The sequence below is a fragment of the Nonomuraea sp. NPDC000554 genome (assembly GCF_040300065.1).
In the GTDB taxonomy this organism is placed as follows: domain Bacteria; phylum Actinomycetota; class Actinomycetes; order Streptosporangiales; family Streptosporangiaceae; genus Nonomuraea.
The window spans coordinates 159,868-173,652 of sequence record NZ_JBEPDC010000006.1; the positions used below are offsets into that span (position 1 = coordinate 159,868).

The following is a 13,785-nucleotide window of genomic DNA, read 5'->3' on the forward strand; positions in this document are numbered from 1 at the left end:
CGCCGATGACCACCAAGCCACAGGCTGCGCGCGCGGCCGGGTCCGTCCTCGCCGTGTGGACCCGGCCACGGCCGGGCCACTGGGTACGGCCGCTGGCCTTCATGGCACCTGCTCTGATCGGTTTCGCGGTCTTCTTCGCCTACCCTCTCGGCGCGCTCGTCTACTACTCCTTCACCCGCTACGACCTGCTCAACGATCCGGTGTGGGTCGGGCTGCGCAACTACGTCTTCCTCGTCGCACAGGACCCGCTGGCCAGGAAGGCGGCCTACAACACCGTGTGGCTGGTCGTCGTCATCACCGTGCTGCGCCTGGTCTTCGCGACCGGCGTGGCCGCCGTGCTGGCCCGGATCAGGAACGGCGCGGGGCTGTTCCGGACGCTGATCTACCTGCCCGCGCTGGCCCCTCCGGTGGCGGCCACCCTGGTCTTCACCTTCCTCTTCAATCCCGGCACCGGGCCGGTGAACGCGGTGCTGAGCTGGTTCGGCGTGCAGGGGCCGCTGTGGTTCAGCGACCCCGCCTGGGCCAAACCCGGGCTCACCCTGCTCACCCTGTGGGTCTCAGGTGAGCTGATCATCATCCTGCTGGCCGGGATGCTCGACGTGCCCGGTGAGCTCTACGAAGCGGCGGGCCTGGACGGTGCGGGTTCGCTGCGACGGTTCTGGCACATCACCCTGCCGTCGATCGCGCCGGTCCTCGTCTTCGGGGTGATCAACTCCATCATCCTCGGGCTGCAGTACTTCACCCAGGCGGTGGTGGCGGCCTCGGTGGCCTCCGGCTCTGCCGACATCGCCGGCAGCCAGCGGGTCATCGGCTACCCCGACAACTCGACGTTGACCTTCCCCGTCTGGCTGTACCAGCAGGGCTTCCACTACTACAACATGGGTTACGCATCAGCCATGTCGATCGTCCTGTTCGCGGTCTCGACGGTGTTCACCTTGTTCTTCGTCCACCGGCTGCGCCGAGGGTCGCACGCCGAGGGGATGGCGTGATGGCCGCTCTCACCACCGGCGGCACCGCCACGAGAGGCCCGCGGCGGCGCGGCGTCCTGCGCTGGATCGCCACGCACAGCATCGCGCTGGCGATCGGGGTGATGTTCGTCCTGCCCCTGGTCTTCGTCGCGCTCACCGCGTTCATGTCCGACCGGCAGGCGTTGACGGCCGATCTGTGGCCGCGCTCCTGGCATCCGGAGAACTTCGCGGAGGTGTTCCACACCGCGCCGCTGCTGAAGTATCTGGGCAACAGCGTGATGTACTCGCTGCTGGCCACGGCCGGGATGCTGGTCTCCAGCGTGCCGGCCGCGTACGCCCTGGCGCGGATGCGCTGGCGGGGCCGCGAGGCGGCGTTCCTGGTGGTGATCGCCGCCATGATGATCCCGCCGCAGGTCCTGGCCGTGCCGCTCTACGTCCTGTGGGCGCGTCTGCACCTCACCGGCACCCTGTGGCCGCTGATCCTGCCGTACTTCCTGGTCGACGCGTTCAGCATCTTCCTGCTGCGGCAGTTCTTCCTCACGATCCCGCAGTCCTACCTGGACGCCGCGCGGGTGGACGGCTGCGGCGACCTGCGGACGCTGCTGCGCGTCCTGCTCCCGATGACCCGGCCCGGCATCGCCGCGGTGTCCCTGTTCTGCTTCATGTACACCTGGAACGACTATTTCGGTCCACTGCTGTACGCCGGGGAGAACCCGGAGAACTGGACATTGTCGCTGGCGCTGGCGTCCTTCCGAGGGGCGCACCAGGTGCAGTGGAACCTCACCATGGCCGCGACGGTGGTGGTCATGCTGCCGGTCATCCTCCTTTTCGTGTTCGCGCAGAAGTCCTTCGTCAGAGGCATCACCTTCACAGGAGTCAAGGGTTGAAACTGACCGTCATCGGGGGTGGTTCCACCTACACCCCGGAACTGGTAAGCGGGATCGCCGATCGGCACGCCGGCCTCGACATCGAGGAGATCGCGCTGGTCGACCCCGACATGGAACGTCTTGAGGTCGTGGGCGGGTTCGCGCGCCGCCTCCTCGATCACGCGGGTCATCCGGCCGAGCTGCGCCTCACCTCCGATCTGGAGGCAGGTGTCGACGGTGCCGCCGCCGTACTGCTCCAACTGCGCGTCGGCGGCCAAGCCGCCCGCGCGACCGACGAGACGGTGCCACTGGAGTGCGGGTGCGTCGGCCAGGAGACCACAGGCGCGGGAGGCCTGGCCAAGGCGCTGCGCACGGTCCCGGTGGTCCTCGACGTCGCGGACCGGGTCCGGCGGATCGCCGGCGAGAAGACCTGGATCGTCGACTTCACCAACCCCGTCGGGATCGTCACCCGGGCGCTGCTCAACGCCGGTCACCGCGCGGTGGGGCTCTGCAACGTCGCCATCACCTTCCAGCGCTGGGTGGCGGGGCGGCTCGGCGTCGCCCCGGACGCGGTCGCCTTGGAGCACGTCGGGCTCAACCATCTGACCTGGGTGCGTGCCGTACGGGTCGACGGCGTGGACGTGCTCCCCCGGCTGCTGGCCGACCATGCCGACCAGCTCGCCGAGCACGTCGGGCTCCCCGCCGCGGTGATGCGCCGGCTCGGCGCGGTGCCGTCGTACTACCTGAAGTACTACTACCGTCACGACGAGATCGTGGCCGAGGAGCGAGTCCGCCCGCCACGGGCCGAGGACGTGGCCGCGCTGGAGCACGACCTCCTCGACCTGTACCGCGATCCGAGCCTGGTCGCCAAGCCGGCCCTGCTGGAGCGGCGGGGCGGCGCCTACTACTCGGAGGCGGCGGTGCAACTGGTCGCGTCCCTGCTGAGCGGCCGGGGAGATGTGCAGGTGGTGAACACCCGCAACGGCTCCACCCTGCCGTTCCTGCCCGCCGACGCCGTCGTCGAGGTCCCCGCGCGGATCACCGGCGCGAGCCCGGAGCCACTGCCGATGGCTCCGCTTCCACCGGCTATCGCGGGTCTCGTCGCCCACGTCACCGCGTACGAGAACCTGGCCCTGGAGGCGGCGCTGCGCGGCGGCCGTGACCGGGTGTTCGACGCGCTGATGGCGCACCCGCTCATCGGCCAGATCGAGCAGGCGGCGACCCTGGCCGACCGGCTGGTCGCGGTCAACCGCCACTTCCTGCCCTGGGCGGCGGAGTGATCGACGCGGTACTGGCGCTCGACGGCGGCAACTCGAAGACGGACGTGCTCCTCGTCGCGGCGGACGGCACGGTGTTGTCGCAGGTGCGCGGTCCGGGGGCGTCGGCGCAGAGTGTGGGCGTCGCCGCCAGTGCCGCCATCCTTGACGGGCTGGTCCAGCAGGCGGTCCGACAGGTCGATCCCGAAGCGCGGCCTCCGTACGTCCGGCATACGGCGGCGTACCTCGCCGGAGTCGACTTCGGCCGCGAGCAGGAGGCGCTGACACGGGCGCTGGCCGAGCTGGGCTGGTCCGAAGGGATCACCGTCGACAACGACACCTTCGCACTGCTGCGCGCCGGCACCCGTCGCGGGCACGGGGTGGCCGTGGTCTGCGGGGCGGGCATCAACTGCGTCGCCGTGGCGCCGGACGGCAGAACCCTGCGGTTCCCGGCGATCGGCCGGTTGTCCGGTGACTGGGGCGGCGGCCTGTTCCTGGGGGACGAGACGCTGTGGCGGGCCGTGCGGGCCGAAGACGGCCGAGGCCCCGACACCGCGTTGCGGCCGGCGGTGCTCGCCCACTTCGGCGTGTCCACCGTGGCCGAGCTCGTCGAACAGCTCCACTTCGGGGAGGTCCGCCGGACCCGGCTGCAGGAGCTCAACCCGCAACTGCTCGCCATCGCCCGAGCCGGGGACGCCGTGGCCACGAAGGTGGTCGATCGACTCGCCGAGGAGGTGGTCCTGCTCGCGTCGGCGGCGCTGCGTCGGCTGGACCTGCTGGACGTCCCGGTCGACATCGTGCTCGGGGGCGGCATCCTCGCGGCGGGCGATCAGTACCTGCTCGACCGAATCCGCACCGGATGCCGTCAGACCGCTCCGAAGGCCGAGACGCTGGTGGTGGACGTCCCCCCGGCCGTGGGCGCCGCGCTGCTCGGCCTGCAGGAGATCGGCGCGGCGGCCGAGGTGGAAGACCACCTGCGCGACAGCCTCCGATGACCGCCTGCCCGGCCGCTGCTACGGATGTTCCAACGGTCGCCGGCCGCTGGAGCGCCGTTCAGGGAGTGGATCGGCGAGGTTCCAGCCCCGGGCCAGCAGTGCGTCGACGGCGGCAACGGCCGCCGTCAACCGCTGTTCGTGGGAGCCGCTGAGCTTGACGTAGGGACGCCCGGTGCGCTCAAGTTCGTCCTGGAAGCGCCCAGACATCCAGGGCCGGAGGTGTTCCCCGTCGCGCAGCCCGTCGTCCTCGAACGGCACGTCCTCGTGGTCGGTCAGCAGCCACAGGTGCTGCCGCCCGCGGCCGGCGATCCGGGCCACCTCCGGATGGCTCCCGCCGAGGTAGCGCTCGTGCCACATGGTGGTGGCGAACGCGTCGGTGTCGCAGAAGAGCACCGGGCCCCCGGATCGGGCGGCGGCGTCCTCATCGCACTGCTGGCGGTGGGCGATGAGCAGGAAGTCGTCGGAGGCGAAGGTGACGTCGGTCCATCGCGCGTCGGGCCGGACGGCCTTCAGCGCCGCCAGTCGCTCCGCGCTGAACGTCCGCCCGTACTCCGGCACCCACGCCGTAGCCGCCCACGGGCCGCCGCGCCGCCGGTAGTGCCCGGCGAGTGCCCGCGCCATGGTGGTGGTGCCGCTGGACTCCGCGCCCAGGACGACCACGCGGCGGGCGAGCCCTGCTCGGACCGCGGGAGCGAGGAAGTGCCAGGTGCCGGCGGGGTCGCGGCGCACCGCGGTGCCGGACACCGGCTGGGTGCGGCGCTCGGGGTCCACGCACACCGCCCTGGCGCCGAACCTCCTGCCGAGTTCCTCTCCGTAGTCCTCGGAGGTGAAGACCGCGTCGACCGGCTCGGGGACGGCCCGCCGGAAGACGGCCATGTGCGCGTCCCAGACAGCCGGGTCGCCCGTGTCCACCGGGTGGTCGTCCATGGCGCCGACGACCCTGACGTCGGGATGGACGTCCCGCATCCAAGCGACCCGGTCGCCGAGCGGGATCGACTCGACGGTGGCAGCGCAGACCAGCACGGTGAGCCGTTCGCAGCGGGCCGCGGCGGTCGTCACGAGGTGGTGGTGGCCCGCGTGCGGCGGGTAGAACTTGCCGAGCACCAGGCCGTGGCCGAACCGTCGGGTCACCTGGCGCCCCCGGGGGCCGGGGCGGTCACCGGGAGCGGCGGGGGCGCCATGTCGCGTTGCCAGCTCCGCAGGCCGAGGACGCACAGCGTCAGGAAGCCGACGTACAGGAGCGCGTTGAGGTAGAGCTCCTTGTACGCGTAGAGCGGGATGTAGACCACGTCGGCGGCTATCCACAGCCACCAGGACTCCAGCCGCTTGCGGCACTGGCCGTAGGTGGCGGCCAGCGACAGGCACGTGGTGAGGGCGTCCCAGAAGGGCACCGTGGAGTCGGTGGCCCGGGTGAGGAACACGGTCAGGACGGCGGTGCCGGCGGCGCCGGAGACCAGGAGCCAGACCCACTCGACGCGGCTGGTGCGGCGCACCGGGAGCGTCTGGCCGGGGCTGCCGCCGCGAGCCCAGGTCCACCAGCCGAAGCAGGCCAGGGCGATGAAGACGATCTGCAGGCCGGCGTCGGCGTACAGCCCGGCCTGGGTGAACACGACGATGAAGAAGACGTTGTTGGCGATGCCGACCGGCCAGTTGGCGATGTGCCGGCGGGCCACGAGCCAGACGCACAGCGCTCCGGTGACGAACCCGAGAATCTCGGTCCACGTGAGGCTCACACCTCACCCCCTTATCGTCAATGTGAGCGTAAAGGGTCGGGCAAGATTGCGTCCTGGTGCTGCCTGGATTGGCTCCCCTCGCCCCACGGTCCGCTGATGACCTGCGCCTCCTGATTACCAGGGAGGTAATCGTGATGCTTCCCTGCTTTCGCTAACGTGGCCTGATATGGGAGCAGTTGCCGTACAAGACGAGACTTTTGGTGATTTGCTGCGGACGTGGCGGCAGCGCCGCCGCGTGAGCCAGCTCGACCTCGCGATCGAGGCGGACGTGTCAGCCCGGCACATCAGCTTTCTGGAGACCGGGCGCGCCCGGCCGAGCCGCGAGATGGTGATGAAGCTGTCGGAGGAGCTCGGGGTGCCGCTGCGGCACCGCAACAGGCTGCTGATGGCGGCGGGGTTCGCGCCGGTTTTCCCCGAGCGGGCGGTGCGCGCGCCTGAGATGCAGGTGGTACGGGAGGCGCTCGACAAGATCCTCGCCGGGCACGAGCCGTACCCCGCGCTGGTCGTGGACGCCGTGTGGAACCTGGTGGCGGCCAACAGCGCGGCGGCGATGTTCATGGACGGGGTCCCGGCGGAGCTGCTGGAGGAGCCGATCAACGTGATGCGGCTCTCCCTGCACCCCGACGCGATGGGCGGCAGGCTGGTGAACCTGCCGGAGGTGCGCGCCCACCTGCTGTACCAGCTGCGCAGGCAGGCCGAGGCGTCCGGCGACGGGCAGCTGGCCGAGCTGCACGACGAGCTCGCCGCCTACACCTACCCGGGCGTGGACCTGAACGTCGCGCACGTGCCCGGGCCCGCCGACATCCTGGTACCGCTGCGCGTCAGGCACGGCGACCGCATCCTGTCGATGTTCACCACGATCGCCACGTTCGGCACGCCCGTGGACGTGACGGTCTCGGAACTGGCCATCGAGACGTTCTGGCCCAACGACGAGGAGACCGCCGCGGCCTTCCAGCCGAGCCCGCGGCCGTCCTGACCCCGCCCGTCCGTCAGATCCGTCCGTCAGATCACGGCTCGCCCTCCGACTGGACGACGTCGCGGTGGATGCGTGCCAGGGGCACGCCGTCGGTCTGCAGCCGCCGCACCGTCTCGTTGACCATCGCGGACGGGCCGCAGACGTACACGTCGTGCTCGGCCCACGAGCGGAAGCGCTGCGTGACCTCTGGCAGGCGGCCGCGCATCCCGTCGTAGGACGGCTGCCCCGACACCACGGGCAGCACCCGCAGCCAGGGGTAGGAGGACTCCATCCGGATCAGGTCGGGCAGGTCGTACAGCTCGTCGGCGGTGCGCGCCCCGTACAGCAGATGGACGTTGGGACGCCTGCCCGAGGAGATGACCTGCTCGATGATGGCCTTCAGCGGCGCCAGCCCGGTGCCGCCCGCCACGCAGAGCACGTCGCGGGCGCTGCGCTCGCACAGGGTCAGCGTGCCCATCGGCGGGCCCAGCATGATCGTGTCGCCGACACGGGTGTGGCTCGTCAGCGCGGTCGAGACCCAGCCCCCCGACACCGAGCGGACGTGCAGCCTGACCGTGTTGTCCGCGCGGGGCGCGTTCGCGATGGAGAACGTCCGCCACACGCGCGGCCAGCGTGGGGTCTGCACGCTCACGTACTGCCCCGGCTTGTACGGCAGGAGCTGCGTGGGCCGGAGCGTGATGACCGCGATGTCGGGAGTGCGCAGCTCGTGGTCGATCACCTCGGCCAGCCACCAGGCCGGGGCCACCCCGGCGTCGGCCTCGGCCGCCTTGACCATCAGCTCGGCGGCGACCGAGTACGCGGCGACCCAGGCCGCCTCGATCTCGGCCGTCCAGACGTCCGCCGCGAACCGTTTGACGGTGGCGAGCAGCGCGTTGCCGACCGCCGTGTAGTGCTCGGCGAGCACGCCGTACTTGCGGTGGTCGCGTCCGAGCTGGCCGAGGAAGGAGGCCAGGCTGTCGGGGCTGTCAAGGCTCCACACGACGCGGGTCAACGCTCTGAAGAGCCGGTCGCGCTGGGCGTCCATCGCGGGCGGGAACATGCCCCGCAGGTGCGGACTCTCGGCGAACAACCGGCCGTAGAAGTAGGCCGCGGCCTTGTCGGCCAGCGGTTCCACGACGGAGAAGCTTTCCTTTACCAGGCGCGGATTCAACGACATTCCAACGACCCCCACCTATAGTCCGGAATGACATTCCGGACGAGCTTGCCACCTCCCTGACGGCTCCGGGTGACGAGCGTCCGGAGGGCCCCGGCTCAGCCAGACGCTCGAAAATGAGTGTTACACCGCGTCCTGGGCGTCACAACCGTTTCACCCCAATGGGGTGCGAACAAGAACTTTCCGTAATGGCGCTGTTATTTTCCGTGCACACGCTGTCACGACTTATCGGTATCTAAAGTGAATGTTTATCGTGTTCGCTTTCTCTGTCATTTGTCGCCTCGGTAGAGGCGTGCTGCCGAGCGCCGGTGATGCCGTGCCGCCAGCACGCCCTCCGGCCGCGCTCTCCGGGGCGCGGCCTCCGGCGTGCCGTCTCCGGGGCACGGTCTCCGGGGCACGGCGCCCGGCGGACTGCCTTCGGCGATCTGCCGGTCTCGAGTCTCTGTGGGGGGCGAGGTTGGGGTCCGGTTGTCCCTGGTGCGGCGGCTCGTGCAAGTCGTTACATAACGCGACAAAAAGGATATTTATCATCTTTGTCATATATCTGACGATTGTCAGGGATTAAGTTGACTGATCCTGTGAAGTGGACATAATCGGATCTTGGTCCAGCCGCGCGCCGCGCCACGCCAATCCATCTCGCAAAGGCAGTCATGGCACGTTCCCAAACCTCCCGGCAGCCGCAGTGGCTCTGGCCCGCCGCCCTGGCCCTCCCCGTGGCCGTCGCCGTCTGTGCGTTCGCCGCCACGGTCGTCGACAGCAGACCGGGCGCCATCTGGGCGTCCGTGGCGGCGGGAGTCCTCGCCCTGGTCACCGTGGCGGCGGTCGCCGGGCTCCGGCAGGGCAACACCGAGACCGAGCGCGCGCTGGCCCAGCGCGAGGCCGCCACCAAGCGGCGCGAGGCCGAGTTTCAGCACCACCTCCAGCAGCGCAACACCCAGTGGGGCAACCACGTGAACGCCCGCTCCTCGGCACTGGAGGAGGCGATCAAGTACCTGGTGGAGGCCAGGATCCCGGCCGTGATCAGCGAGTCGGCCGTGCCCCCGCCGCGTCAGAACAGCGCGCTGGACGAGGACGCGGCGGCACGCCTGGAGGACGTGCTCGACGCCGTCTCCGACGTCGCCAAGCAGGAGCGGGAACGGCGGGAGTCGCTGCGGCTGGCCACCCTGGCCCTGGCCAGGCGGGTGCAGACGTCCGCGCACCGCGTCCAGGAGACGGTGTCGCTGATGGCCGACCGGCACTCGCACAACCCGGACGTGCTCGAGGCCGCCATGCAGGTCGACCACGCCGCCGCCCAGCAGGGCCGGCACGCGCAGAGCCTGGCCGTGCTGTGCGGCGAGTGGCCGGGCCAGCAGTGGCCCAAGCCGCTCGCCCTGGTGGACGTCGTTCGCGCCGCCGCGTCCAGGATCGTCGCCTACAAGCGCGTCGAGGTGTCCGGCGATCCCGACACCGCGGTCGCCGCCCACGTGGTGGAGCCGCTCATCCATCTGGTGGCCGAGCTGCTGGCCAACGGCACCCAGTCGTCGCCGCCGTCCACCAAAGTGCTGGTGGCGGTCCGCAACGTGCAGCGCGGCGCGGTCATCGAGATCGACGACGGCGGCGTCGGCATGGACGACCACCAGCTGGAGCAGGCCCGCGAGGTGGTGTCCGGGCGCAGGCCGGTGGACGTGGGCGAGGTGGGGGAGATCCCACGGACCGGGCTCGCGGTGATCGGCCACTACGTGCGCCGCCACGGGTTCCTGGCGGACCTGCTGCCCTCCCCGTACGGCGGGGTGCGCGCGGTCGTGCTGGTGCCCGGCGAGGTCGTCGAGACGCTCGAACCCGTCCCCGTGCACGCCCTGCCGAAGGCGCCCCCCCGCCACGACACGCAGCCGATCGAGGCCGCCACGCCCGCCGAGGAGCAGGGCGGCGACGACGCGCTGCCACGCCGCCGCTCACGGCGCGGCACGGAAAGCAGTACAGGCGACAGCACAGACAGCACGGACGGCGCCGCGGCCTCCGCGCCTCCGCCGACCCCGGAGCAGGCGGGCGCCTGGATGGCGGCCTTCTTCGACCATGGGACCGGCGAGCAGAACGATCAATGACGGAGGAACGGATGCAGCAAGATCAGGACTGGATGATCGCCGAGGTCATCTGGGTCCCGGGAGTCCGGCACGCCGTCGTGCTCAGCTCCGACGGCCTGCTCAAGGCCCGCTCCCCGGGCACCGACAGGGACGTCGCCGACCGTCTCTCGGCCGCCTGTTCCGGGTTGCAGTCGCTGGCGCAGAGCGTCGGCCGCGAGTTCGGCTCCGACAGCCGGGCCGTCAGAGAGCTGATGGTGGGCTTCGAGGGCGGCTTCCTGTTCGCCCGGTCGGCGGGCACCGGCTCCCACCTGGTCGTCATCACCGATCCCGTCGTGGACCCCCGGCTGATCGCGCAGCAGATGCAGGCCCAGGTCAACAGGATCGGCGAGCGGAACTTCAGCACCCCGGCACGCGGCTCCGCCAGGACATGAGCGGCCAGGGCGAGTACCACGACAGCGCGGTGCGGCCGTACGTCCTCACCCAGGGCAGGGCCCGCCCGTCCCGCAACACGATCGGCATCGACACCCTGCTCGTCGCGGCCGACACGGACAAGCCGCTGCCGGTCTCGGCCAGTCGGCAGGAGCGCGACCTCCTGCGCATGTGCGGGCGGCTGCTGTCACTGGTGGAGGCGGCCGCCCACCTGCAGCTGCCGCTGAGCGTGGTCGGCGTCCTGGCCTCCGACCTGGTCGACTCGGGGCATCTGATCGCCCGCTCCAGCATCCCCGAGGCCACCCGTCCCAACCTGGACACCTTGCAGGAGGTGCTGAATGGGCTCCGCAGGCTCCGCTGACCGCTACCTGCCCGACACGGTCCAGCAGGCCGTGAAGATCCTCGTCGTGGGCGACTTCGGCGTCGGCAAGACCACGCTGATCGGCTCGGTCAGCGAGATCGAGCCGCTGCGCACCGAGGAGACGATGACCGAGGCCAGCGTCGGCGTCGACGACCTGGCCGGGCTCGAAGGCAAGGCCACCACCACCGTCGCCATGGACTTCGGCCGCATCACGCTCAGCCCTCGCATCGCCCTCTACCTGTTCGGCACGCCCGGCCAGCAGCGGTTCTGGGACCTGTGGACCGGCCTGGCGATCGGCGCCGTCGGCGCGCTCGTGCTGGTCGACACCCGGCGGCTGGAAGGCAGCTTCGAGGTGCTCGACCAGCTCGAACTGCGCGGCGACCTGCCGTTCGCCGTCGCGGTCAACCACTTCCCCGACTCCGGCCGGCACAGCTCCGAGGCGCTGCGCGAGGCCCTGGACCTGCGACCGGGCACCCCCGTCATCGACTGCGACGCCAGGAACAGGCACTCCTCGGTGGACGCCCTGATCGCCCTGGTCCAGCACGTACTCTCCGCACAGAAGGCCACCGTATGATCCCGCTCTCCGCGACCACCTCCTGCCCCGAGCTGTTCCGGCAGCTGCGCCGCGAGTGGGGGAACGTCGCCTGGGTGGAGCTCGAACCCGGCGTCGGCGCCTGGCTCGTCATGGGCTACCAGGAACTGCTCACCATCACCCGGCAGGAGAAGCTCTACTCGCGCGACGCCCGCAACTGGCGGCTGTTCCAGGAAGGCGTGGTACCGCCCGACTCGGGGCTCGGCCCGATGATGTTCTGGCGGCCCAACGTGATCGGCGCCGACGGGGCCGAGCACCGCCGCCTGCGCCGCCCCCTCGACGACGGCGTGGCCGCCATCGACCAGCGCCGCATGCGCCGCGCCGTCGAGACGATGTGCAGGCAGCTCATCGACGGCTTCGCCGAGCGGGGCAGCGCCGACCTGGTCGGCGAGTACGCCGCCGTGATCCCCATGCTGGCCATCGCCGACCTGTTCGGGCTCGACACCGACCAGGGCCACGAGCTGCTGGCCGCGCTGCGCGCCCTGTTCGGCAGCGCCGAGGACTCCCAGGCGGGCAACCGCAAGTTCGAGGAGATCCTCGGCGGCCTCCTGCACGCCCGCAAGCAGGCCGCCGCCGACGACCTCACCAGCCGCTTCCTCGCCCACCCCGACCTGCGCGGCGACGCCGAGGTGCTGCAGTCGATGGTGGTGATGATCTCCGCGGGCCAGGAGACGACCACCACCTGGATCGCGCAGACGCTCCGGCTCATGCTCACCGACCCGCGCTTCGCGGGACGGCTGCGCGGCGGGCGGCTCGGCGTGGACGACGCCCTGGACGAGGTGCTCTGGCGCGACCCGCCCATGACGAACATGCCCGCCCGCTACGCGCTGCGCGACACCGAGCTGGGCGGTCAGCGCATAGCGAGGGGCGACGCGCTCATCCTCGGCCTGTCGGCCGCCAACTCCGACCCCCGCGTCCACAACGGCGACCAGACCATCGAGCTGGGCAACCGCGCCCACCTGGCCTGGAGCGCGGGCCCGCACGTGTGTCCCGCGCCGATCCCCGCCCGGCTCATCACCCGCACCGCCGTGGAGACTGCGCTGCACCTGCTGGCGGACCTGCGCCTCGCGGTGGACGCCGAAGAGCTGACCCCGCACCCCTCGCCGTGGACGCGCTGCCCCGCCTCGCTGCCGGTCCACTTCAGCACCGCCCTCATTGGAGACCGCTCATGATCCCCGTCGTCACCCTCGACCCCACCGGGACCGATCACCACGGCGAGGCCGCCAAGCTGCGCGAGCTGGGGCCCGTGGTGCGCGTCGTCCTGCCGGGGGACATCCACGCCTGGGCCGTCACCCGCCACGAGGAGCTGGCCGCGCTGGTGACCGACCGCCGGGTCAGCAAGGACTGGCGCAACTGGACCGCCGTCCGCCAGGGCGACATCTCCGACGACTGGCCGCTGATCGGCATGGTCAAGGTCACCAACATGGTCACCGCCGACGGGCGCGAGCACCACCGGCTGCGCAAGTTCGTCACCCAGACCCTCACCCCGCGCCGCGTGCAGACGATGCGGCCGCGCATCGCCGAGATCGTGGCCGGCCTGCTGGAGGAGCTGCCGGGGCACGCGGCCGCCGACGGGTCGGTGGACCTGCGCCTGCACTTCGCCTATCCGGTGCCCATGCAGGTCATCTGCGAGCTGGTGGGCGTCCCGGAGGACGAACGGCCCGAACTGCGCGCCCTGGTCGACAGCATCTTCCGCACCACCACCGCGCCCGAGGAGGTCATCGCCACCCAGCGCGACATCTACCTCCTGCTCAACCGGCTCGTCGAGGCCCGCCACGCCAAGCGGGGCGACGACCTCATCAGCGACCTGCTCGCCGCCCAGGAGGACGACCCCGACCGGCTCACCGACGAGGAACTGGTCGGCACCATGTGGCTCATGCTCGCGGCCGGCCACGAGACCACCCTCAGCCTGATCGTCAACGGCGTCCGCGCCCTGCTCACCCACCCCGACCAGCGCGCCGTCGCGCTGGCGGGCGGTGAGCACACCTGGTCCGCCGTCGTGGAGGAGACCCTCCGCTGGGACGCCCCCATCGGCAACTTCATGGCGCGCTACCCGCTGGAGGACATCGAGATCGCGGGCGTCACCATCCCGGCCGGCGAGGCGATCCTGGCCCCGTACAGCGCCGTCGGGCGCGACCCGGGGCAGCACGGGCCCGACGCCGACCGCTTCGACATCATGCGGGAACAGCGCAGGCACCTGTCGTTCGGCGGCGGCCCGCACCTGTGCCTCGGCGCCCCGCTGGCCCGCCTCGAGGCCGCCATCGCGCTGCCCGCCCTCTTCGCCCGGTACCCGGACCTCGCTCTGGCCGTGCCCTCGGAGCAGCTCGCCCCCGTCCCGTCCCTGTTCTCCAACTCCGCCGCCGTCCTGCCCGTCCGGCTGCACGGCTGACGGCGGC

Annotated in this window: 14 protein-coding genes; 11 read left to right on the plus strand and 3 right to left on the minus strand. The window is 71.1% G+C overall.

The features are described from left to right. Window positions 1-5 precede the first annotated feature (5 nt). The 4 genes from ABT294_RS14060 to ABT294_RS14075 are packed head-to-tail and all read left to right on the plus strand — an operon-like array spanning window position 6 to window position 4,085. A complete protein-coding gene (locus tag ABT294_RS14060) occupies window positions 6-989 on the plus strand; it encodes a carbohydrate ABC transporter permease (RefSeq protein WP_350805882.1) in 984 nt (327 codons plus the stop codon). Further along, window positions 989-1,855 carry a carbohydrate ABC transporter permease gene (locus ABT294_RS14065; protein ID WP_350805883.1) on the plus strand — a complete coding sequence of 289 codons (867 nt, stop codon included), beginning with the start codon at window positions 989-991 and terminating at the stop codon, window positions 1,853-1,855. Before ABT294_RS14060 ends, ABT294_RS14065 begins: the two co-directional genes overlap by 1 nt. Then, window positions 1,852-3,114, plus strand: a complete 1,263-nt coding sequence (locus tag ABT294_RS14070) for a 6-phospho-beta-glucosidase (RefSeq protein ID WP_350805884.1) — start codon at window positions 1,852-1,854, stop codon at window positions 3,112-3,114. The genes ABT294_RS14065 and ABT294_RS14070 overlap by 4 nt, the downstream gene beginning before the upstream one ends. After that, window positions 3,111-4,085, plus strand: coding sequence for an N-acetylglucosamine kinase (locus tag ABT294_RS14075; protein ID WP_350805887.1), 975 nt, complete (start codon window positions 3,111-3,113; stop codon window positions 4,083-4,085). Before ABT294_RS14070 ends, ABT294_RS14075 begins: the two co-directional genes overlap by 4 nt. Before the next feature lie 18 nt (window positions 4,086-4,103). On the opposite strand, the gene ABT294_RS14080 is transcribed toward ABT294_RS14075, so the two are convergent. Continuing rightward, a complete protein-coding gene (locus ABT294_RS14080) occupies window positions 4,104-5,216 on the minus strand; it encodes an AAA family ATPase (RefSeq protein ID WP_350805888.1) in 1,113 nt (370 codons plus the stop codon). After that, entirely contained in the window at window positions 5,213-5,818 is a 606-nt protein-coding gene (gene pnuC, locus ABT294_RS14085; protein WP_350805891.1) for a nicotinamide riboside transporter PnuC, read from the minus strand. Before pnuC ends, ABT294_RS14080 begins: the two co-directional genes overlap by 4 nt. 166 nt (window positions 5,819-5,984) lie before the next feature. Here pnuC and ABT294_RS14090 point away from each other — a divergent pair, with 166 nt between their 5' ends. After that, window positions 5,985-6,794, plus strand: a complete 810-nt coding sequence (locus tag ABT294_RS14090) for a helix-turn-helix domain-containing protein (RefSeq protein WP_350805893.1) — start codon at window positions 5,985-5,987, stop codon at window positions 6,792-6,794. A 31-nt stretch (window positions 6,795-6,825) separates the two neighbouring features. Here ABT294_RS14090 and ABT294_RS14095 read toward each other — a convergent pair whose 3' ends face one another. Then, a complete protein-coding gene (locus ABT294_RS14095; RefSeq protein WP_350805894.1) occupies window positions 6,826-7,908 on the minus strand; it encodes a globin domain-containing protein in 1,083 nt (360 codons plus the stop codon). A 689-nt stretch (window positions 7,909-8,597) separates the two neighbouring features. Between ABT294_RS14095 and ABT294_RS14100 the strand changes: the two genes are divergently transcribed. From ABT294_RS14100 to ABT294_RS14125, 6 genes are read left to right on the plus strand one after another with little or no spacing between them, the layout of a single operon-like run. After that, complete coding sequence (locus tag ABT294_RS14100) at window positions 8,598-10,028, plus strand: histidine kinase (protein WP_350805896.1); 1,431 nt, start codon at window positions 8,598-8,600, stop codon at window positions 10,026-10,028. An 11-nt stretch (window positions 10,029-10,039) separates the two neighbouring features. Then, window positions 10,040-10,438 carry a roadblock/LC7 domain-containing protein gene (locus tag ABT294_RS14105; protein ID WP_350805897.1) on the plus strand — a complete coding sequence of 133 codons (399 nt, stop codon included), beginning with the start codon at window positions 10,040-10,042 and terminating at the stop codon, window positions 10,436-10,438. Further along, window positions 10,435-10,797 carry a DUF742 domain-containing protein gene (locus ABT294_RS14110; RefSeq protein WP_350805898.1) on the plus strand — a complete coding sequence of 121 codons (363 nt, stop codon included), beginning with the start codon at window positions 10,435-10,437 and terminating at the stop codon, window positions 10,795-10,797. Before ABT294_RS14105 ends, ABT294_RS14110 begins: the two co-directional genes overlap by 4 nt. After that, entirely contained in the window at window positions 10,775-11,371 is a 597-nt protein-coding gene (locus ABT294_RS14115; RefSeq protein ID WP_350805899.1) for a GTP-binding protein, read from the plus strand. Before ABT294_RS14110 ends, ABT294_RS14115 begins: the two co-directional genes overlap by 23 nt. Further along, window positions 11,368-12,561, plus strand: a complete 1,194-nt coding sequence (locus ABT294_RS14120) for a cytochrome P450 (protein ID WP_350805900.1) — start codon at window positions 11,368-11,370, stop codon at window positions 12,559-12,561. Before ABT294_RS14115 ends, ABT294_RS14120 begins: the two co-directional genes overlap by 4 nt. Continuing rightward, the gene (locus ABT294_RS14125; protein ID WP_350805901.1) at window positions 12,558-13,778 is read left to right on the plus strand and encodes a cytochrome P450 family protein; all 1,221 of its coding nucleotides are present in this window, start codon (window positions 12,558-12,560) and stop codon (window positions 13,776-13,778) included. Before ABT294_RS14120 ends, ABT294_RS14125 begins: the two co-directional genes overlap by 4 nt. Window positions 13,779-13,785: the final 7 nt, after the last annotated feature.